At 43.0% G+C, this 22,886-nt stretch carries 15 protein-coding genes; 5 read left to right on the forward strand and 10 right to left on the reverse strand.

Features of this window, described 5'->3' with window-relative positions:
* Positions 1-372: 372 nt before the first annotated feature.
* Together H6G05_RS21480 and H6G05_RS21485 are read right to left on the reverse strand one after the other, a co-directional pair.
* On the reverse strand, positions 373-3,012 hold the full coding sequence (locus tag H6G05_RS21480) for a PAS domain S-box protein (protein ID WP_190581370.1): 2,640 nt from the start codon (positions 3,010-3,012) through the stop codon (positions 373-375).
* Between the two features lie 273 nt (positions 3,013-3,285).
* On the reverse strand, positions 3,286-4,023 hold the full coding sequence (locus H6G05_RS21485; protein WP_190581372.1) for a phycobilisome rod-core linker polypeptide: 738 nt from the start codon (positions 4,021-4,023) through the stop codon (positions 3,286-3,288).
* 597 nt (positions 4,024-4,620) lie between these two features.
* Here H6G05_RS21485 and H6G05_RS21490 point away from each other — a divergent pair.
* A complete protein-coding gene (locus H6G05_RS21490; protein ID WP_190581374.1) occupies positions 4,621-5,325 on the forward strand; it encodes a response regulator transcription factor in 705 nt (234 codons plus the stop codon).
* A 270-nt stretch (positions 5,326-5,595) separates the two neighbouring features.
* Positions 5,596-9,156 carry a methionine synthase gene (metH, locus tag H6G05_RS21495; protein ID WP_190581375.1) on the forward strand — a complete coding sequence of 1,187 codons (3,561 nt, stop codon included), beginning with the start codon at positions 5,596-5,598 and terminating at the stop codon, positions 9,154-9,156.
* A 498-nt stretch (positions 9,157-9,654) separates the two neighbouring features.
* Here metH and H6G05_RS21500 read toward each other — a convergent pair whose 3' ends face one another.
* The gene (locus H6G05_RS21500; RefSeq protein WP_190581386.1) at positions 9,655-10,077 is read right to left on the reverse strand and encodes a gamma-glutamylcyclotransferase family protein; all 423 of its coding nucleotides are present in this window, start codon (positions 10,075-10,077) and stop codon (positions 9,655-9,657) included.
* A gap of 281 nt (positions 10,078-10,358) precedes the next feature.
* Here H6G05_RS21500 and H6G05_RS21505 point away from each other — a divergent pair, with 281 nt between their 5' ends.
* On the forward strand, positions 10,359-12,248 hold the full coding sequence (locus H6G05_RS21505; RefSeq protein WP_190581388.1) for an AAA family ATPase: 1,890 nt from the start codon (positions 10,359-10,361) through the stop codon (positions 12,246-12,248).
* On the opposite strand, the gene H6G05_RS21510 is transcribed toward H6G05_RS21505, so the two are convergent.
* The 4 genes from H6G05_RS21510 to H6G05_RS21525 form a co-directional block, all read right to left on the reverse strand.
* Positions 12,245-12,535, reverse strand: a complete 291-nt coding sequence (locus H6G05_RS21510) for a hypothetical protein (protein WP_190581390.1) — start codon at positions 12,533-12,535, stop codon at positions 12,245-12,247. The genes H6G05_RS21505 and H6G05_RS21510 overlap by 4 nt on opposite strands.
* Before the next feature lie 418 nt (positions 12,536-12,953).
* Complete coding sequence (locus H6G05_RS21515; protein ID WP_190581393.1) at positions 12,954-13,778, reverse strand: hypothetical protein; 825 nt, start codon at positions 13,776-13,778, stop codon at positions 12,954-12,956.
* Positions 13,779-13,946: 168 nt separating this feature from the next.
* A complete protein-coding gene (locus H6G05_RS21520) occupies positions 13,947-14,663 on the reverse strand; it encodes a DUF3386 domain-containing protein (protein WP_190581395.1) in 717 nt (238 codons plus the stop codon).
* A 224-nt stretch (positions 14,664-14,887) separates the two neighbouring features.
* A complete protein-coding gene (locus H6G05_RS21525; protein WP_242025733.1) occupies positions 14,888-16,606 on the reverse strand; it encodes a DUF3352 domain-containing protein in 1,719 nt (572 codons plus the stop codon).
* Between the two features lie 701 nt (positions 16,607-17,307).
* Here H6G05_RS21525 and H6G05_RS21530 point away from each other — a divergent pair.
* Positions 17,308-18,555, forward strand: a complete 1,248-nt coding sequence (locus H6G05_RS21530; protein WP_190581396.1) for a response regulator — start codon at positions 17,308-17,310, stop codon at positions 18,553-18,555.
* Between the two features lie 11 nt (positions 18,556-18,566).
* The gene (locus H6G05_RS21535) at positions 18,567-19,943 is read left to right on the forward strand and encodes a plasmid pRiA4b ORF-3 family protein (protein WP_190581398.1); all 1,377 of its coding nucleotides are present in this window, start codon (positions 18,567-18,569) and stop codon (positions 19,941-19,943) included.
* Positions 19,944-20,068: 125 nt separating this feature from the next.
* Here H6G05_RS21535 and H6G05_RS21540 read toward each other — a convergent pair whose 3' ends face one another.
* The 3 genes from H6G05_RS21540 to H6G05_RS21550 all read right to left on the reverse strand — a co-directional run bounded on the left by H6G05_RS21540 (position 20,069) and on the right by H6G05_RS21550 (position 22,651).
* Entirely contained in the window at positions 20,069-21,859 is a 1,791-nt protein-coding gene (locus H6G05_RS21540) for a proline--tRNA ligase (RefSeq protein WP_190581400.1), read from the reverse strand.
* A gap of 151 nt (positions 21,860-22,010) precedes the next feature.
* The gene (locus H6G05_RS21545; protein ID WP_190581403.1) at positions 22,011-22,415 is read right to left on the reverse strand and encodes a type II toxin-antitoxin system VapC family toxin; all 405 of its coding nucleotides are present in this window, start codon (positions 22,413-22,415) and stop codon (positions 22,011-22,013) included.
* Positions 22,412-22,651 carry a DUF2281 domain-containing protein gene (locus tag H6G05_RS21550; RefSeq protein ID WP_190581405.1) on the reverse strand — a complete coding sequence of 80 codons (240 nt, stop codon included), beginning with the start codon at positions 22,649-22,651 and terminating at the stop codon, positions 22,412-22,414. Before H6G05_RS21550 ends, H6G05_RS21545 begins: the two co-directional genes overlap by 4 nt.
* Between the last annotated feature and the right edge of the window lie 235 nt (positions 22,652-22,886).

Here is a 22,886-nt window from a genome sequence, read left to right on the forward strand (position 1 = left end):
TAGCAAAGCAAGTTTTGCTTAGGATATAAAACCCAAGAATCGAGTGGCGGCGCGAAGCGCCGCCACTCGATTCTTGGGTTTTGGTTTGTACTAGCTAAGGAATGAAAATTAATTAAAACCAAAATTTGTAGTGGCGGGCTTCGCCCGCCACTACAAATTTTGGTTTTAATTGCACAAGTTAATTAACTGATGTTACGTGGAAGGAATTCCTGCGACCCTCAAGGTTGGGGGCTGGCACGGGGGCGCAGCCCCTACTAGTTCTAAATTGTACAGGTAGGGGCAATGCCCCCGTGCTTGCCCTGTCACGCTAGCAGTAGGAAATTCATCATCTGCGTTCCACGTAACGTCAGTTAATTAATTTTCATTTCTAAGCTAATTTCTATAGAGATCACTATATCTCAAGGGAATAGTGATTATACATGTTGTTCCTTGGCTAACTTCGCTATTAATAGCAATATTTCCTTGATGCAAATCCACACATTTTTTGACGACAACTAAGCCTAAGCCAGTACCAGATATGGTTTTGACATTTTTACCTCGGTAAAATGGTTCAAACAATTGTTTTTGATCTTCTGATGAAATACCAATCCCGCGATCTTGAACTTTGATTATGAGATCATTTAATTGAAATTCTAGAGAAAGAGAGATACTGCCACCCTGTGGAGAATATTTAATAGCGTTGGAGAGTAAGTTAGAGAGCATTGATCGCAATAATTTTTCATCCAGACAAACATGCTGCGATTTACCGTAACAAGTAAAATTAAGTTGGTGTTGAGTACCTGCACTGAGTTGCATCTCTTCAATAAAATGACGACAGTATGCCTCTAATGCTAAAGATTTGGGATTAAATGCAAGTTTGCCTGTCTCAGCGCGATTGATTGTCAAAATATCGTCAAGTAACTGCACCATATTTCTAACAGAATCTTGAATACGATGTAGATTGCGTAATCGTTTTTCGGTATTGTCCCATTGATGTTGAGAATTCTCAAGAACCTGTGCTGCCGCTAAAGCCGTACTTAGGGGGGTACGAAACTCATGGGATGCCATAGAGAAAAAGCGCGTTTTGAGAGCGCTAAGTTCTTTTTCCCGTTCTAAGGCAAGTCGAATTTCATCAAGACGTTTGCGTTCGGTGATATCGCGAGCATTCACCATCATCCGCAGAATGTCGGTACTATCTACAAAGGGTTGACTGATGGCTTCAAGAATCCGCCAAGTTCCATCTTGATGGCGATGCCGAAACTCAATCGGTCGTTGCAATTCAGATGATGCTGGATTAGTTAAGCGATCGCTAGTGATTGTCCAATCTTCTAAATGGATAAAATCCTTTATATTTTTGTCCAATAGATCGACAACACCATAACCTAAGACCTTTTCAACCGATGGGCTAACATAGCCAATTGTGCCATTTATCTCAAGAATCATAATGATATCTAAGGCATTTTCGATTAGCGATCGGAAGCGTTGCTCACTATGTCGCATGGCTTGTTCAACTTTTTTGCGCTCTGTTGTATCGCGCTGCACCGCAATCCAATGAGTATAAAAGCCCTTAGCATCAGCCACAGGAACCAAACTAAATTCATTCCAAAATTCTGAACCGTCTTTGCGATAGTTGATCACTTCAATCGTAACGGATTTCCAAAGAGATAAAGCTTTTCGGACTTTATGAAGTTCTGCTTGATCGGTCTTAGCACCTTGTAAAATTCGTGGAGTCTGACCTAATACTTCGTGGGGTTGATAGCCAGTAATTCTTGTAAACGCTTCGTTTACATAGATAATGCGAGGTCCTGGAGCATCTATGGGTTCTGCTTCAGTGATAATGATTGCGTCATTTGTATTGATCACAACCGATTGTAGTAAACGGACTTGTTCAGCTTGAAGTTTCTGCTCAGTAATATCAGCGATCACAGCAACGATGCCATTAATATGTCCATTGTTATCAGTTAGAGGAGCAGCCGAAAAGATGATATCGATCGCTGAGCCATCTTTTCTATGGCGAGTCATTTCCACTCTTGTATATGTTTTGCCCTGAAGCACACTATTTTGCAGTGTTGTACAATCTTCTAATTGATCATCCAATAGAATTGGACTAAGATAATCGACCACCTCATCTTCCTTCCAACCAAACATTTGTTCAGCAGCAGGGTTCCAGATCTTTACTATCCCTTCTATATCCAGCATAAAAATAGCACGAGGAGAAGCGCTGACAAGAGCTTGTAATGTTTCATTGGTGTGACGTAGTGCAAGTTCAGTACGCTGTCGTTCAGAAATTTCTGTCATCAGAGAAGCGTTAGCCTTAGCGAGTTCGGCTGTGCGCTGTTGGACTCGTTGTTCTAGTTGTGTATTAAGCTGCTGAAGTTGTTTACAAAGTTCTGATTGTTGAATCGCGATCGCAACTTGGGTTGCTAGTTGCTTCATTAGTTCCACTTCCCAATCTTCCCATTGCCGAGGATAATTGCATTGATGAGCTATTAGTAATCCCCATAAATAGGTCTGAGAAGTGTCTAAATTGCCGCTTTCACGATTTTCTTGAATAATTGGTACAACTAATTTAGCGTGAACACCAAACTGTTTTACGAAGTCAGCCAGACAAGATTCTACATTTTCTTGTTCAACATTAACAATGGAGCGAACTTTCCCCAAGGAGTAGGCTTGATGGTATTTTTTGGGAAAAACTTCTTCGGGAAATACTTGACCTAAAATACTGGGATAGGGCGGTAAAACAGTTTCATAAATAGCGCTACCAGTACCATCGTCCCAAAGTCGATAGATTAAGACCCGATCAGCTTGCAAGAACTCCTGAACCTCCTTTACAGTGGTTGCTAGAACTTGTTCCAGATCAAGGGATTGCCGAATTTGTAGCGCTATCTGTGTGACCAATCGTTCGCGATTGCTTTGCTGTCTCAATAAATTTTCTATCCGCCGACAACGTTTTCTTTCTCTTACTACCAAGAAAGAACTTACCAATAGCAGTAGGAGAATTAGAAAAACAACAATCGCAGAAACACTGGTCATAAGCAACTATTCCTACAAGTATAAAGCGATAAGTACTATATACTAGAGCGATTTTCATATTAACATTGGCTATTCTAAAAGCCGCAAAAAAAGAATAAAACCCAAAAGATTAAGAGCCAAAGCCTTTTTAGGAAATAAAGGAACTGATTGTTGATGGTGCGGCTTCACTACGCCATCAACAATCAGTTCCTTTATTAAATTGCAGAACTCTTAAGGGTTTTAAAAATGCAAAATAGCTACGCCATTTGGAGTTTGGGGATGATTTTACAGAAACTATAATCCAAGTAAGACTAAGGATATTAGGAGGCAAACAAAGACAGCCCCGCCAATAGTAATTCCTGCTCCAATCTTGCCAACAATAGCAGGTGGGTTCTTTTGCCATTCCCAACGCACATAATCCAATTTTGCCGCACCTTTATTGCCAGTGAAGACCTGTTTGGGCAAGCGATCGCGATAATCAGCACCATAACGCGCTATGTGAGCAAAGGTGACTTCGCCTCTAGTGCGATGAGGCAAAATGCGCCGACGTTGATAGGGAACAATGTTATCGCCAAAGTTATTTAGATATTCTTCACTATTTAACAGTTCATCAACAAAAGCTTGGAGTCCTTTAGTTGCAATTACAATCGACCATGCAATCTTTTCGCGATCGCTATAGACATTACGACCAAGAATTCGCTGGATGCAAATCTCGACAAAGCGATAGTTATTATTACAGTCAAACGTCAGTCGTCTGAAGGAATCAGACAATACCAAGCCGCGAATGAATCCTCTAACTGTAATTAGCCCTGATCGTAGCTGAGATTCTAAATTCAGTTGACGATGATTTTCGAGCATCTGCTGCTCATTACAGATTTGACGATAAGCTGCCCTGATTAAAAGATCTAGCTCAAAGCCAGATAGCAAACTGTCGGCACTATAAATCCGAGGTTGCTCATCACTCGCGACTTCAAAACCAGCAACACGCTGGTTTTGAGATAAGGGTTTGTACTCTAATAATGGAAGCGACACAAATATTCTCCTAAAAGTGGTTTAAATTGACCGAACAAATAACTTAAAATTTTATTAAAAAAATTGTTGGTGTCTTTAGATCTGAGATGCTTCAAGTGCAGCATCGGGAGATGGATTTGGTCTATCTCACTGCCTAGATAGTCCCATATCAAAAGTAAGGAAACTGATCAGGAAATTGTAAAGAAAACGGAAAGAATGATTGAAAGCAACAAATCTTGATTTTCGGTAATATATATTTGAAGTAGTTAGTCCGATTTTATGATATGGCTATAGCTACCTGTATTAGGACAAATCAAAATCCAAATAGTGTGAGGCGGCGCTTCGCGCCGCCTCACACTATTTGGGGTTCATGTCTTAACAAGAATGGCGACAGCTAACTGAGGTTTTGTATGAAGGAAGTGATGCTTAGCACCACTTCCTTCAAATCTTTTGGGTTTTGAGAAAACACAAAGCGCTGTAATAGACTTGGCGATAGCTGTGTATCACAACTCCAATCCTAGCGACAATAGAATTTTGGGACAAACTTTTGTAAAATCAGGGGATAAGTAATCATGTCTCCCCCAAAAATAAATTCCCAAAACAAGGTTTTCCAACGCTATGAGGATTCTTCTAGTTGAAGATGATGTTCGCCTTGCCGAAACCTTGGCTGAAGCTCTAATCGATGCACGTTACGTTGTTGATATTGCCACTGATGGCGAATCTGCGTGGTATCAAGCTCAGTCTCTAGAATATGATTTGATGCTACTGGATTTAATGTTGCCAGAATTAGATGGTATTAGTCTTTGTCATCGCTTGCGATCGCATGGTTACAGCTTACCAATCCTCATGCTCACCGCTTGCGATACGATCAATGATGAAATTAACGGGCTAGATGTAGGAGCCGATGACTATATTGTTAAACCCGTCGATTTACAAAAGCTGTTTGCACGGATTCGGGCTTTGCTACGTCGAGGCAGTCTGAGTGCCTCACCAGTTTTAGAGTGGGGTGAATTGTATCTTAATCCAAGCACTTGCGAAGTAGGCTATGGGATCAATCCTATCCATTTAACACCCAAGGAATATGCACTTTTAGAATTGCTATTACGCAATGGTAGACGAGTTTTGAGCCGCAGCGTGATGATCGAACATGTTTGGTCTTTGGAATCACCTCCAGAAGAACATACAGTAAAGGTTCATATTCGTGGGTTACGCCAAAAGCTGAAAGCCGCAGGAGCTAACGAAGATTTAATCGAGACTGTTCACAGTATGGGCTATCGTCTCAATCGAATTTACAGCAATTTCCGATCAAACGAACCACAATAAATTTTCTATAGCAATGTAAGTTTTGCTTAGGACATCAAAACCCAAAAGATGAGTGGCGGCGCGAAGCGCCGCCACTCATCTTTTGGGTTTTGATTTTTGTCCGAGCTATCTCTTACATTGCTATAAAAGGGTTTTCACAACACAAAAATGGCGTAGCCATTTTGTGTTGTTGTATTACATTGCTATAGGATTAGGGAAAAGGTAAAAAACATAGAGATATTGCTAGAATGAATTCCTAGAGTCACTTTGTTAGCTTAAGGTATTGATCAAATGACCAGCCTGTTTCTGGAACGTCTTCACAGCAGCGATCGCCCCGTCATCGTCTTTGATGGTGCGATGGGTACAAATTTGCAAGTCCAAAACCTGACCGCCGAAGACTTCGGTGGTGCAGAGTATGAGGGTTGCAACGAGTATCTGGTGATGACGAAACCTGAAGCAGTGGCGACGGTGCATCGTGACTTTTTGGCGGCGGGGGCGGATGTGATCGAGACGGATACCTTTGGCGGTACATCGATCGTCTTAAACGAATATAATTTGGGGCATCTCGCCTATGAACTTAGCAAAAAGGCTACCGAGTTAGCCAAGTCCGTAGCTGCCGAATTTTCTACCCCTGAGAAACCCCGTTTTGTAGCAGGTTCGATCGGTCCAACCACCAAGTTACCGACCCTGCTCCATATCGATTTCGATACGATGAAGCAGTCATTTATCGAGCAGATCGAAGGACTGTATGATGGCGGTGCAGATTTACTCTTAATTGAAACCTGTCAGGATGTTCTGCAAATTAAGGTAGCCCTGAATGCGATCGCGGAATTTTTTGATAAGAAAACCGCTGAAGGCAAGCCACGCATCCCAGTCATGGTTTCCGTAACGATGGAAACTACTGGCACAATGCTGGTTGGTTCCGACATTTCCGCAGTGGTGACTATTCTTGAACCCTATCCCATCGATATCTTAGGGCTGAACTGCGCGACGGGTCCCGACCTGATGAAGGAGCATATGCAGTATTTGAGTGCCCATTCTCCCTTTGTGGTGTCATGTGTGCCAAATGCGGGGTTACCTGAAAATGTGGGTGGACAAGCTTTTTATCGCCTTACTCCTGATGATCTTAAAGGGCATCTAGCGCACTTTGTTGAAGATTTAGGGGTGCAGATTATCGGTGGTTGTTGTGGCACAAGACCATCGCACATCAAGGCTTTAGCCGATGCCGCGAAGACTCTCAAACCGAAAAAGCGCGAACCTCTAGTCACTCCTTCGGCGGCTTCTATTTATAGCTCTCAACCCTATATTCAAGATAATTCATTCCTCATTGTGGGTGAGAGATTAAATGCCAGTGGCTCTAAGAAAACTCGCGATTTGCTCAATGCTGAGGATTGGGATGGGCTAGTGGCGATCGCTAGGTCACAAGTTAAGGAAGGCGCACATGTCCTCGATGTCAACGTGGACTATGTGGGACGCGATGGCGTGCGCGATATGCATGAACTAGTCTCGCGCCTCGTCACTAACGTCACTTTGCCCCTGATGCTGGACTCCACTGAATGGGAAAAGATGGAAGCAGGGCTGAAAGTTGCGGGTGGTAAATGTATTCTCAATTCCACTAATTATGAGGATGGAGAAGAACGCTTCTGTAAAGTCGTGAGCCTTGCCAAGCAATACGGCGCAGGCATCGTCATCGGTACGATTGATGAAGAGGGCATGGCGCGAACTGCTGACAAAAAGTTCCACATTGCTTCCCGTGCTTACAAACAGGCGACGGAAGAATTAGGAATGCCAGCCAGTGAGATTTTCTTTGATACGCTCGCTTTGCCGATTTCTACAGGGATCGAAGAGGATCGTCAGAATGCTGCTGCTACCATCGAATCAATTCGCCGCATCAAGGAAGCGATGCCCGAAACCCATGTATTGCTAGGTGTTTCCAATGTTTCCTTTGGTCTAAATCCTGCTTCTCGCATCGTCCTCAATTCGGTGTTTTTGCATGAAGCGATGAAAGTCGGGATGGATTCATCGATTGTTCATGCTAGTAAGATTGTGCCACTGAATCGCATTCCTGAAAGGGAATTAGAAGTAGCCCGTCAATTGATCTTCGATCAGCGCCAATTCGATGGTGATATCTGCACCTACGATCCCCTTGGTGAATTTACGAAACTCTTTGAAGGGGTTTCCGCCAAGCGTATTAAAGTCGTTGATGATAATCTCACGATTGAGGAGAAACTTAAAAATCATATTATTGATGGCGATCGCATTGGTTTAGATGATGCACTCACCGAAGCTCTTAAAACCTACGAACCACTCACGATCATTAACCAATTCCTGCTTGATGGTATGAAAGTCGTTGGTGAACTCTTTGGCTCAGGACAGATGCAACTTCCCTTTGTACTGCAATCTGCCGAAACTATGAAATCCGCCGTTGCTTTCCTAGAGAAGTTTATGGAGAAGGAAGAGGGCGCAAATAAAGGCGTATTCCTGATTGCCACTGTCAAAGGCGATGTCCATGATATTGGTAAAAATCTGGTCGATATCATTCTCTCCAACAACGGCTACAAAGTCGTAAACATCGGCATCAAGCAATCGGTGGAGAATATTATCAAAGCCTATGAAGAATGCAACGCTGATTGCATTGCCATGAGCGGCTTATTGGTCAAATCCACTGCCTTCATGAAGGATAACTTGCAAGAATTTAATAATCGTGGCATCAGCGTTCCCGTCATTCTCGGTGGTGCGGCGCTGACTCCAAAATTTGTCTATACCGATTGTCAGAATGTCTATAACGGCAAGGTAATCTACGGTAAAGATGCCTTCTCTGACCTCAACTTCATGGACAAATATATGCCCGCCAAGTCTGAGGGTAAATGGGAAGATGCTAAAGGCTTCTTGGATGAAGAATTAGCCGTTGTTATTGATACTACTGAGAAAGACTTAACAACTGCGGCTGAGGATAAGGCTAAAAAAGAAGCGTCTCTTGCAGAGCGCTATTTAGATATTGAGCGATCGGATTCAGTAGATACTAATATCCCCCGTCCCAATCCTCCTTACTGGGGAACCAAGATTCTCCAAGGTGCAGATATTCCCATTGAGGAACTATTTTGGAATCTAGATTTGCAAGCTCTCTTTGCTGGTCAATGGCAATTCCGCAAGCCTCAAGGACAGTCTCGTGAGGAGTACGATCTATTCCTGCAAGAAACCGTTTATCCGATTCTGGAAACATGGAAAGAACGGGTAATTAAGGAGAAGTTGCTAGAACCAACCCTAGTCTATGGGTATTTTCCTGTATTGGCGGAAGGTAATACGGTTTATGTGTACGATCCTAAAGATATCGACAACATCAAGAATGCTGAGCCAATCAATTCCTTTGTGTTCCCCCGCCAAAAATCCCAACGTCGTCTCTGTATCGCTGATTTCTTCTCGCCAAAGGATTCGGGAATCATTGATGTATTGCCACTGCAAGCCGTCACAGTTGGACATATTGCCACTGAGTTTGCTCAAGGGCTATTCAAGGCAAATCAATATACTGATTACCTCTATTTTCATGGCTTAGCGGTGCAGATGGCGGAGGCGATCGCGGAGTGGTCACATACGCGCATTCGCCATGAGCTAGGCTTCGGCGGCGAAGATCCTGATAATATCCGCGATATTCTCGCCCAGCGTTATCATGGTTCTCGCTACAGTTTTGGCTATCCCGCCTGTCCAAACATGCAGGATCAGTACAAGCTTCTCGATCTGCTCGACGCGAAGCGAGTTGGGCTAGAGATGGATGAGAGCGAGCAACTCTATCCCGAGCAGTCAACAACTGCGTTGATTGTGCATCATCCTATAGCTAAGTACTTCAGTGCTTAAATGGATTAAAAGTCATAAGTAGGAAGTCTTAATCACTTGTAGGATGCGTTAATGTAATGTAACCCATCTATACAGTTAAAGATGATGGGTTACGCGATCTCTAACCCGTCCTACATGTAATTACTGCTAAATATCTCAGTGCTTAATTGATATTACTTACTGATGTTACGTGGGAGTTTCTAAGACCCTCACCCCTAGCCCCTCTCCCAAAGGGAGCTACCGTGTACACACAAGTCTAGATTTTGTCTGCACACATCAAGAACGCCCTGCACTCAAGTGCGGGCTAAGAGCTAAAACCCGTTAAAACGGGTTGATTTTGTTCAGTCATTTTCAGTCATCTTTAGATGACTTTAGCTTTTAGCCAAGAACTTGAGTTCTTGGTGACTTGTGTGTACACGGTAGCTCTGGGAGAGGGGGCTGTGGGGTGAGGGCAATCTTCATTCCACGTAACGTCAGTTACTTAAAGAAATATTTTAAAAGCGTTGCAAAGCATCGCTTTTAAAATATTTCGTGGTTCTGAGTCCACAAGCCATCAGGTTGAGCGATACCTACAAATTTGGTGACTTGTGCTAATTCCATAAAATATGCCCATGCCATTCCAAGAGATTCGTCTTGCAAATCAAAAACTTCTATCAGTCGTCGATCATATAAATTCTCATGAGATGCCCGATCGCTTTGATAATCCTCTAACTCATCCAATGACTCTAAAATACTTGCATCAGGAAAAGAGAGCAGATATCCATGCACTTGAGCTTTACCGACAGTCATCGCAGGATAACCCATTGGCAGCGCAAATAATTCACCATAGGCGATCGCTTGTTGCTGAGCGATCGCTTTACCCGCACAATATTCTGCATAATTGGCTTCATTGGGCTTGAGTGTGCCGTAGACAAAAACATTACATAGAGACGCATTTTTCATATTTGAGATCACAATATTTGTGTAATACCAATTCACAAAAGTGTGATCACACTTTTGTGAATTAAAAACTAAACCGATTAAGGGTTTTCAAGATAAGAAATGGCGTAGCCATTTCTTATCTTGGTATAAGTAGAGAGCCGCTTAGCATCTCCCTCTACTTTATGCTGATGCGATCGCCCCTAAATCAGAGTTAGAATCAGCGTTGACATATAGCTGCGTAGAGAGAGTTGCGGCGCGAAGCGCCGCAACTCTCTCTAGATGATCAATAGGAACTAGCATCGATGAGTAATGACAAAGATAGTTTTAAGGACAAATTTGCTTTCAAAGTGGAAGGCTTTGAATCTTTAGTGGATGATGTTAAGCAATTACTGAATCTTGATCAACTCATCGATCTTGCCCAAAAACTGGATGAGAAGCAGAAATCTGGCGAAATTCATACTGAGGTAAATGTTACTTCCCGTCCATTATCCAGCATTCCCCGTCGCGGTAATATTCCCCGATCGCCTCGTGCTGCTACAGCAACAGGTGGAAGCAGCGAAGTCACTTCCCCTGATGTGGTCAAACCTGAAAAAGATAATTCTCCAACCGAAAAACCACAGGCGATCGCGGAACTAGTGGGCGGATTGGGCGATACCCTAGCGCAGTTGCGTGATTTAGTCGAAATTCCCCTAAAGCGTCCTGATATTTTGGCTAAATTAGGGCTAGAACCACCTAAAGGCGTTCTGCTCGTTGGTCCTCCAGGCACTGGCAAAACTCTAACGGCGCGATCGCTTGCAACTCTGTTGGGCGTAAATTACATTGCGATCGTGGGGCCAGAAATCATTAGTAAATACTATGGTGAAGCCGAAACTCGGTTACGACAGGTATTTGAGAAAGCGGCGAAATCTTCACCCTGTTTGATTTTTATCGACGAAATTGATGCTCTCGTTCCTAATAGGGCAAATGTAGAAGGAGAAGTGGAAAAGCGTCTAGTAGCACAATTGCTAGGCTTAATGGATGGATTTGCCGAGACTAAGGGCGTAATCGTGTTAGCCGCTACCAATCGCCCCGATGCGATCGATCCTGCCCTCCGTCGTCCAGGAAGATTCGATCGCGAGATTATTTTCCCCATACCCGATCGCCATGCGCGGCGTGAAATTCTAGAAATCCATACGCGATCAATGCCTTTGACTGGTGATGTGGATTTAGATGATATTGCCGATCGCGCCTATGGTTATGTGGGAGCAGATATTAAGGGACTTTGCCAAGTAGCGGCGACTAATGCTTTGCGGCGACAAGTAACCAGTGTGGCGGATATTCCTGAAAACCTTGATGTGAATCGTGCAGATTTTGAATTTGCTTTAAAGCAGGTTCACCCAGCCGTGTTGCGATCGCTGCAAATTCAAGTTCCTACTGTGCAATGGTCTGAAATCGGTGGACTAGCGAAAGTTAAGCAAACTCTTCAGGAAGCAGTAGCAGGCGCATTAGTTGATCCCGCACTCTATGCCCATACCCGCGCTAAGGCAACCCGTGGAGTCCTCCTCTATGGACCGCCAGGGACTGGCAAGACTTTACTCGCTAAAGCGATCGCCACTCAAGCCCAAGCAAATTTTATTGCCGTTGCGGGTTCGGAATTGCTAACTAAATGGGTTGGAGCTTCCGAACAATCAATTAGACAGTTATTTGCTCAAGCGCGGCAGGCGGCTCCCTGCGTGATATTTATTGATGAGATCGATACCCTTGCACCTGCGAGAGGTAGCTATCAAGGCGACAGTGGTGTAAGCGATCGCGTGATTGGTCAGTTACTAACGGAACTCGATGGTCTGCAATCTGCTGAAGGACTATTGGTGATTGGGGCAACCAATCGCCGTGATTTTATCGATCCTGCGCTATTGCGATCGGGGCGCATCGAATTACATATGATGGTAGATTTACCCGATCACGATAGCCGTAGTTCGATTTTAGAAGTACATAATCGCGATCGCCCCCTTGACGATCATCTCAATTTAGATGTTTGGGCTGACCGTACCGAGAATTGGAATGGAGCCGATCTTGCTTTTCTAAGTAATCGCGCCGCCATTTTTGCGATCCGTCGTCATCAGCGTGATGCTTCTAATCTGCTTGAAAATCTCAAGATTACCAGTGAAGATTTTGAGCAAGCTTTTGCCGAACTTCTCGAACAACGAAACTAATATTCAAAAGTCCAAATCGCCCACCCTTTGGAAATAACCGTAATTACATAAGCTGAGGAAAGTCGGCTAGTGATTTTTTGGACTTCAGCCCAGTCAAAACTAGTGCGAAATAGACTATAGGTAAAGCCGTTATAAGCGATCGCCGCTACGGGTTTATCCAAATCTTCAACTTTAATATGGTGATAGCGAATTTCCGCAGGCACAATTACAAAGTTTGTTGTTTTCCCTCCCAACCGAAATAGCTCATCTTCATCTAAAGTATCGTTTTCATTTTTGTAGTCGTTCATAAAAGCATCTAGCGGCTTAAAAATATTCTCTTACTTTAACTTACTGTACTTTGTACTGAGATATAGCTGTCACCACCAGTATTAACTCATGTTATAGCTACCGTCGATTGTGCTAGTACAAAATCAAAACCCAAGAAGAGAATGGCGGCGCTTCGCGCCGCCATTCTCTTCTTGGGTTTTATGTCCTCATACACTTGGCGACAGCTATACATAGAACTCTGATGATGAATCTCTTGCTGCTAGCAAAGCAGGGCAACCACGGGGGGATTGCCCCTACTCCAATAATTTAGATTTTGTAGGGGCTACGCCCCCGTGCCAGCCCTTGATTTCTATTATCGCAGGCATTCCTTCCATATAATATCAGTATTACCCCAAAAGCGTGAGGTGTTGCCCTGCTCTGCCTCATGCTTTTGGGGTTTTATGGAAGATCTGAAGTGAATTCTTGTAATTCTGTCATCGCTTTCTGGACATCGATCGCAATTTGCAAAGTCGTATCAAAAATACGTCCATATTCCTTAGCTCGATTATTGATCTGGATCGCTTCAAAAGCATTTAAATCAATATCAAAGCGATCAGGATGAAAATCGGGATGCTCCCGTAAAATTCGTTCAGTTTTGAGGGCGCGGACAATGTCATTGCGAGTCATTCTTAAGGCTGCGATCGCGGATTCCCTAGACTCTAATTTGATTGGATTGCCTGCATCTTGTAATTGATCAAATACATCAATGTCACGGATCGTCTTATTGCATTTGTCAACTTCCGTAAATAGGCGCAAAATAACTTTGGGAATCCCTTTTTGGCGATGTAAATTTTTTGACATTCGCCATTGCTGCATAATTAATCTTGTGAGCAATAAAGCAATAATTCCGCTAACGATCGCCAAGCCAAGGTATAGCAAAATCATCCCTAATGGCGCTCCTATCAGAACATAAAGCGAATAAATAGCTGCACCTAAAGCCACACAAAAGAAAAGTACAGTTACTTCCACAAATTCGATCGCTAAACTCAATGCCCCCAATAGCAAACTAATCAAAAATATCATTCCCGCAATTCGTAGCGGCGGCAAAAAGATACTAGCAAAGGAGATAAAGTTAATCGCGGTAACCCCTAAGGCGATCGCGCGTTGGATTTTGATCTGTCGTGAAGTCAACTGTAGTGATGGCAAAATCTGTTGGCGATCGAAACCTGTCAATTCCAATAGCTCTGCTTCCGAAATCAATAACCTTTCTAAATCGGTTCTCATACTTGTCGCCGCCATCAATTTTGTGAAGACTGGCAAGGGACTTAAGCCCCTTGTTCTTTGTTGTGAATAACTTTGCCTTGCAAAGTTATTACAGCAATTTCCGATCAAACAAACCACAAGAGATTGTGGTTCGGTTTACAGCGCTTTGCGCTGCAACCCGAACACACTCTAGCCGAGTAGCTGAATATCACTAAAGATAATTTCGTAGTTTTTGGTTTGACCTTGCTCGTTAGATTGCACGATTTGTTTGGACATCACATAGTAATTACCAAGCTTTTCGTAGATATCTTCAAAACGAGCTTGACGCACGATTTCATCATTCATTGGATTGCGGAACACCGCAGTATAAAGAGATGAAATATAACCTTCGCCAGTATCCAAGTGACCAAGGTGATTAATTACAAATCCAATCCGTCCCATTACACGGCTGACCATTGAGATCTCTTTGCCACGGACTTTGTAGTTTGATCCCATTGAGTCACCAGTAACCAAGATTTCTACGGCTCCCGACTCATCGGTTGCGCCAAGGTTAAAGGATGATTTGCCGTGGGCTTCGTCAAAGGTTTTGCGCTTGCGATGGGTCACCACATCGCGCAGTTGGTTATATAGCCATTCTTGACCTTCATCCACAGAAACTGTCTTTTCTTCGCCACTAGGGGTGCGGGTGGTGCGTTCAATCAGTTGTGGTTCGTCCATGCTTACTTCAACGGTCAAGTCTGGCGCAATCTTTGCCTTGCCAGTACGGGCTACGCCATCGATCGCTACGGATACATTGGCAGTTAAGCCTGGAAAATTATGATCCCATGTATAGCGATTTTCGTAAGCAGCCTGAAATAGGTCACGGGCGCTAGTATCAGATTGAGTATTAGGTGCTGCTGTAACCATTTTTTGTTAAAGGTATTAAGGATTTTTATATTTTGATTGCATAGCTAATATAGCAATCTCAGCTATACAATCATCAAAAAAATGTAGTGGCAATTCATGAATTGCCACTACATTTTTTTGAGATATACTCCCTTTCCAGCGAAGAAATAGACATATAAAACCAAGAAATAGCGTTGCGGGGCGAAGCCCCGCAACGCTATTTCTTGACTGGGAAGGGAGTATATCTAATTACCAGGGGTGGGCTTCAGCGTAAATAAGAAATCTAGGCGGGTAGTTTTGGCATCGACATTGGTGGAAGTTACGGCAATGCCGTTAATGGCATCAAGCACAGACCGAATTTCGGTAAAACTAGGATTAGATTTGACTTCAGGTGGCAAGAGGCGATCGGCAAGGGAAAGCGCCGTAGTCATATTCAGATAGAAATAGCCGCCATTGGATTTAGGAATGTCGGTAGTGAGAATTTTGAAAGAACTACTTTGTGGCAAATTATTAGCAGGAGTCGGCACAAATGTATCGGCAAGATCGCCCATAGACCAGAACACAAAGTTATTATCTAACGTGCCGCGTGTTGCCACATTGGTATTGCCGATCGCCCAAGTAATCACCGATTTATCACCAATTTGCTTGGGTTTGAGATCAACTCCTTTCGGCAGTAACCCGCCAGAATTTGTTTGGGCAACCTTATCAATTTTGTCAAGGGCTGTCTTAGCAGCATTTTGATCGCTGGCTTGAGCGATCGCCACAAATCCAAACCCTGGATTCGCTAAGATCCCTTGATTATTAGGAATAGCAGCGATCGCAAATTCACCATTCATCCATTTAAGAATATCCTGATCGAGATCGAGTTTAGTACTATCCTTTACGGCTTTACGAATCTGCTCAATCAGTTGTGCGGAACTGGAGTTACCCTTGGCTTGGGCAACTAGCGATTGCCATGACTGATAGAGATTTACGCCCGAAACTAATAAAAAGGTTTCCTGTGGTAAGAGATTGAGAACCTTGGCTTCGTTATTGGCAAGGGGATTAGAATTATCATTTTTGAGATAGGTATTAATCTCAAACCGCAAGCCTTCTTTCTGCGTACCACCCGTCAAAGTCATGGCATCTAGCTCTCGCTTTGACTGTGCGATCGCTGCTTCGTTGAGATTGAGATTAGCTTGAGAGCCAATAAACTCAAGGGCAACTTCCCCATCGAGATAAACTTGCACTAATGGCTCAACCAGTTTAGTTTGATTGGTTGCCCCATAAATCTTGGCAAAGATCGGTTTCTTGGCAAGGGATGGATTGCTGCCTTTGTAGGTATCGATCGCCTGTTGGATCAATTTTGGGCTAGTGGCGATCGCCACATACTGTCCACCAATGTCTGCCGTCACCACACTGTTGTTTGGGTCGCGTGTGGGTGACTCGTAATAGGTGACATCCTTATATTGCTTAGCGGTAAATTTTGCCCCTTGTTGGGCTAAGGCTTCACGGTATTTTGACAAAAAAGCATCGGACTTGCTGCGATCGCGGGTTGGGGCAATCACTAAAGTTGCCGCAGGTGCTTGTGGCTGCGCCGCATTTGGGACAAGCGCCGTAATGATATAACCCTCTAACCAAGGCTGCACATCGCGACTATATTCAGTTTTGCTCTGGACTAGCAACGAATTTAACGGAGACTTAGTAATACTTTCACTGATCAGCTTTTGGGAGGCGGGTGTGCCAAATTGCGCCAGTTTATTCCAAGGCTCAACTTTGGTATTAAAAGCCATCACCACTTGTGCTTCTTGAGGGATCGCCGCCGCCGCACCTAAAATCCCTTTAATCGCCTGTGCTTTCTGCGTAAAATAGAAATACGCACCCCCTGCTCCTGCGGCAATCACAGCCGCCCCAATGCCGATATACATCAGCATTGCTGATTGCTTTTGTTTAGCAGATTTGTTGGTTCTAGATGACTTCGACATGGGTATGGAATAAACCTAAAAGTTGTAAGATGTTAAGCTCCAAGTCTCAATCAAGATACTACAGAATCGGACACAAATCGTCAGAGTACTAATCGCTACATATATATAGTGGCATAATTGAAACCCAGTGCTAAAACCTATGATGCACGCTGTGCGTGCGTCATGGGTTTTAGCGTTTTCTATTAATCGCCTAGCTACCTATAGCAAAAAAAGAGTTAGCTAGTACAACCCAAAACCCAAGAATCGAGTGGCGGCGCGAAGTGCCGCCACTCGATTCTTGGGTTTTGGGTCCTAAGCAAAACTTGCTTTGCTATATGTAGCTGTCGCCATTCTTGTTAGGACATAAAACCGAAATAGTGTGAGGCGGCGCGAAGCGCCGCCTCACACTATTTCGGTTTTGATTTGTCCTGATACAGGTGGCGATAGCTATAAAAACAATTTCTGATAAAAATCTGTCTTTGGTATATTTTTACCAAAATTGCTGTGTTTTTTCAATTCTTGTAATGCTAAGCGATTTGATAATGAGAATTGCCAAATGAAACCTCAAAAATCGACTTGATAATGAGAATTACTGTATTCTTTTGAATATAGTTTTATCGAAAAAAAGCTTTTAATAGCAAGCTCATCTTGTTTTTGAAAAGCAGCTTTTTTTCTATCCTTGAAACTAGATAGCTCAATTTCATAGGACGTATAGATGACACATGGATACAGATAATCTAGCCGTTTATAGCCTTGTTGAACAGTTACGTGGCTATGGTCGCAAGCAGTTTACTGGCAAGCTGGAACTTCATAGTGTCAAAGATTACAAATGGAGTATCTACTACTGTCATGGAAGGCTGGTGTGGGCTTCGGGGGGAGCGCATAATTATCGCCGTTGGCGAAGACTAATGGGCCAGTATAAACTACAGATAGACTTCAATAAAATTTCTTTTCGCACTATAGATGAGATTCGACTTTGGGACTATCAAGTATTGGTAATCCTGATGAAACGCATGGTTTTAACCCGTGAGCAAATTACACCGATTATTGAAGGGTTTGTTCAGGAGGTATTGTTTGACATTATCCAATGTGCGGCTAATGAAAAGATCAACTATTACTGTGATTTTGAAGATGAGATTACCCCTGTGATTGCATTGATCCATGCGGAACATGCAATTGACCAAGCTCACCAAGAATGGTTAACATGGCGCAAAGCGGGAATTGCAGATTTTTCACCCAATCTTGCACCTTGGATTAAGCGCCCATCACAACTTAAGGAAGAAGCGTCCGAACTCACTTATAAAACTTTGATTACAATCCTTGATGGGAGGCGATCGCTGCGGGAGTTAGCGACATGGATGAAGAAAGACCTGCTTAACCTCGTACAGTCATTGATGGCATATTATCATCGCGGTATGGTCGGGTTAGTGGAAGTTCAGGATATCGAATCTCCGATTGCGGCTCTTTCTCTAAGTGCGACAAGAAATGAATCAGCCCAGTTGTCAGAGAGTAGCCCACCTCAGAAAAAAATCGACCTGATGGCTCGCCCTCTTATTGCCTGTGTCGATGACAGCAATCAAGTATGTGCAACTATCGAACAGATAGTTACAGTCTTTGGATTTGGGTTTCTAGGGATTCGGGATTCTATTAATGTATTGCCATTATTAGTGGAAATGAGACCAGAGATGATTATTTTAGATTTGGTGATGCCGATTGTTGGTGGTTATGAACTCTGCACGCAAATTCGCCGCATACCAGAGTTTAAAGATACGCCTATCTTGATTTTGACTAGCAATGATACGTTGTTCGATCGCCTGAGATCTAAATTTGTTGGTGCTACGGCTTTTATATCCAAAACTGCGGGTAATGAAAAGATTGGCGAACAAATCCAGAAATATTTAATTCCTTCTAACAATGAGAACAAAGAACCTTCACCCATTAATTTAAATTCGTCAGAAACTTCTAGTTAGGATAGAAACCTATGTTTAAGTCGTTAAGTCTCTTCCCAATTGACAATACCACCAAAGAAACTCTATCTGACTCATCAAAACGGTTGTTAAGCCAACAGTTTTTTACAACTAATCAACCCAATGCAATTGTGCAGGATTTTGAGACGTTTATCGAGTTTCTACAACTTCACAAAGTCGAAGTAAGCGCCAATCAACATGCGATCGCTCCAAAATATCTCACAGATCTCAATGAAAGGCTCAGTCACCCAACCAAAATCGACTTTCAGCGCCCTAGCCAAAAATCTTACCCATATATTCACGGACTCTATCTATTATTGCGAGGCTCAGCGATCGCGCAGGTACAACTAGACAAAAAGAAAAATATACTGCACGTTGATCCGCAAGTTCTGCAATCATGGCAGCGATTAAGCGTAATTGAGAAGTATTTTAATCTCCTTGCTACATGGATCTATTATGCCACTGAAGACATTATGGGTGATGGTAGACGGCTTATTCCTGAATGGTTTTCTGTGTTTCATAGTTGGAGAGATTTAGCTAAAGGAGATTTGAATTTTACGGATGGTTCTAAAAATAACAATTGGCTGAATTATGCGAAACTGCATAACTTGGCTTTGTTAAATCTGTTTGGATTTGTGGAATTAAAAGATGCGGAACCTCTTGCGGGTAAAGGTTGGCGGGTAACTAAGGTAAAAGCATTACCATTTGGGACAGCCATGATGGAGCTATTGGACAAAACTAATTGGAAAAAGGGAATGTTGAGTGAATCTGGAGATGATATTTCAGATTTATTTATAGAAAAGCCATCTTCATCGCCTAAACTCGATATAGTCGTGCAGAATTTAACTCCAACAGAGATATTGCAAGAAGAATTTCAAGCGCTTGAGCTATTTCCCACATGGGAGAATAATTTACAATTGCCTGAGCCTGAAGCCCAAGATGGGATCTTTACTTTTAAAGTGTCCATTCAAATCCATATCCAAAAATCTAAGGATAAATTTTCTACAGAAACCATATGGCGTAAGATTGCCATTCCTTCTCATCTCACACTCTATGATTTCAGTTCCGCAATTCTCAAAGCCTTTGATTTTGCAAACGATCATCTACATCAATTCATCTACAAAGATCGCCAAGGCTTCATCAAAAGCACTTATCATCCTGATACTCAATATGAAGAAGATGCCATTTTTACCGATAAAGTTTTGCTGAGAGATTGGCAAATTAATATCGGCGATCGCATTACCTATGTGTTTGATTTTGGCGACTGGTGGGAGTTTAATGTGGTCTTAGAAAGTATTGATGAACCTGATCCTAAGCTCAAAAAGGCAAAAGTAATCGATAAAAAAGGCAAGGCTCCAGAACAATATCCTGACTATGACGATGATGAATAAAAATAAGCCAAGAACTCAAGTTCTTGGCTAAAAGCTCAAGTCTGCTAAAGCAGACTAAATAATAATAGCAACCCGTTTCAACGGGTTTTAGCTTTCAGCCTGCACTTGAGTGCAAGGCTGTTATTTTACTTGAGTTCGTTCTGTAGATACTCCACCACTGACTCAATCTCTACCAAAGTTGCCACCTTCGTCGCCCGATTGACGATTTCGACTTTGCCATCAGCGATCGCCTTACCTGTAACCACCCGATAGGGAATACCCACAAGATCAGCATCCTTGAACTTGACACCAGCCCGTTCATCGCGATCATCTAGCAATACCTCTACACCTGCCGCATCAAGGGCAGTGTAAAGCCTCTCGCCTACATCCATTTGCTTAGCATCACCCACATTCGGCACAGTGACAATCACATGGTAAGGCGCGATCGCTTTATTCCAGATGATGCCGTCTTTGTCGTAGGACTGCTCAACGGCAGCTTGGGCGAGGCGCGAGACACCTAAACCATAGCAACCCATGACTAAGGGCAGTTCTTCGCCTTGCTCATTGGTGAAGGTCGCCTTCATTGCTTGCGAGTATTTGGTTCCCAATTGGAAGATATGACCAACTTCAATGCCTCTGGCAGTTTGCAAGATTTGGGAAGGATCATGAACTGCGCGATCGCCTGCTTTGGCTTTATCAAGATTTACAACTGTGGGTAATGTAAATTCCTTACCCCAATTTGCGCCGACAACGTGATAATCAGCTTCATCTGCACCCGTGACAAAATTTTGTAGATGCTCAACAGTGCGATCGGCTAAGCGCAGAAACTTTTGAGAAACTGTGGAACTCTTGTCAATATAGGAATCATCCAGACTTGGTGAGATAAATCCGACAGGAAGTTTGGAATGCGCCCATTTTTGCTGAGATTCTGGATCAGCAACTTGGAGGTTTATAACAGCTTTCCCACCATAGTTACTTGCTAGTTTCGTCAGTTCATTTTGGAGTTTTACTTCATTAACATCGCGATCGCCGCGAATGCTAACTAATACTAAAACTGTTGTGCCATTATCATAAACAACTTGATAAAGAACCTGTTTCACAACTTGGGTGGGGTCGCATTTCAGCAACTTGCATACAGTTTCAATAGTTCCCTTTTTGGGAGTATGCACTTTCTCAAACTTGTCGAAAAGCGAAGGCACAGCCTCAGGTGGTAAAGATACAGCCTTCTCCACATTGGCGGCATAGCTGCTATCTTCGGTAAAGAGAATATCATCTTCACCAGCTTCCGCTAGCACCATAAACTCCTGCGAACCCGAACCACCGATCGCGCCCGAATCTGCCTCTACTGCTCTGAATTTCAGACCACAGCGATCGAACATCTTGCGATAGGCGCGATCCATTTCGTAATAGGTTTCTTTGAGGCTCTCTTCATTTTCATGGAACGAGTAGCCATCCTTCATGATGAACTCACGACCACGCATCAAGCCAAAACGAGGACGAATCTCATCGCGGAATTTGGTTTGGATTTGATATAAATGCTGTGGCAATTGACGATAGGAGCGAATCGTATCTCTAGCGATCGCTGTAATAATTTCTTCGTGGGTAGGACCCAGCCCGACTTCACGATTAGCGCGATCGGTGAGGGCAAACATAATCCCTTCGGCTTTAGTATAGGTATCCCAGCGTCCTGACTCTTGCCATAGTTCCGCAGGTTGCAGTTGCGTTAATAGGCATTCTTGCGCCCCTGTGTCGTTCATCTCTTCGCGGACGATCGCCGATATCTTTTGCAAAACGCGCCACATGAGCGGCAAGTATACATACAAGCCTGAACCTACGCGCCTGATGTAGCCTGCACGCAGTAAGAGTTTGTGACTTGTGAGTTCTGCTTCGGCGGGATCTTCACGCAGAGTGACCCAGAGCATTTGAGATAGACGCATATTGCTGGAGGTATTCGCTGATGTTCGCTAGGGATTTTCGCTAGAATTTCGTTGATCTGTTAACGGTGATTCTGCCTGACGATCATATCAGGACTTGTAGCCTTGGTGTTGTAGGCGTATGCGATCGCTTACAATTCAGTACTTGGTAGCTTTACCAAATAGTTTGAATAACTGATAGGTCTCTAATTTTGTGATCTTTTGTCACTAGAGGCAAACCAAGATATAGAGCAGTTGCAGCAATAATGCGATCAGGCATCTCAGGAACAATTGTTCGATCAATCTGTTGGATAGTCAAGGCAATTTGATAATCGAGAGGTATTACTTCGATTACTGAGTCTTTTTGGCTCAAGGCTAACTTGATTCTTTCAAGAACTATTGGAGAGATTCTGCCTTTTTCAGTGAGATAGCATATCTCAACCATGGAAATAGATGAGAGAAATATGGGATATTCCTCGTTAGATGTATTCTCAAGAGCAGCGTAAGCTTCAGTCGAAAGATAATTGGGCTTAGTGATATACCAAATTAGGGTATGTGTATCTGCAACAATTGCACTCATAGTTCAATATCTTTAGGGAAATTACCCCACATTTCTTGTCTTGCTGTTCTAATATCTTCTTCAGTAATATCAATATTTAGATCAGCACACAAACCTTTGATACTTTTACGTGGTCGCTTAACCATAGCTTTGGCTTGTAAAAACTCTGCAAAATCGAGTAATTCTTGTTGCTTGTCTGGTGGTAAGGTTCGTAACACTGAAATTACAGCATCTTCTACTTTTAAAAGTGTCTGCATTTTTAATTACCTGCTCAATCTGCTTATTTTATGTTAGCAAAAAGTTAACTATCATATTGACACAGAACTCATATTGCAATCGCATTCTTCGATGACTTGCTCAGAAATCAGAACTTTAAATAGCCCAAGTTCTTATACCAAAACACAAAGAAGAGGCAACAGATGATATAAGAGAAAAAGGAGAAAGAGGATAAAAAAATGGCAGGGGTATATAGATTAGAAATAAGTGAAAGCG

It is taken from the genome of Phormidium tenue FACHB-1050 (assembly GCF_014696925.1).
Taxonomy (GTDB): domain Bacteria; phylum Cyanobacteriota; class Cyanobacteriia; order Pseudanabaenales; family Pseudanabaenaceae; genus Pseudanabaena.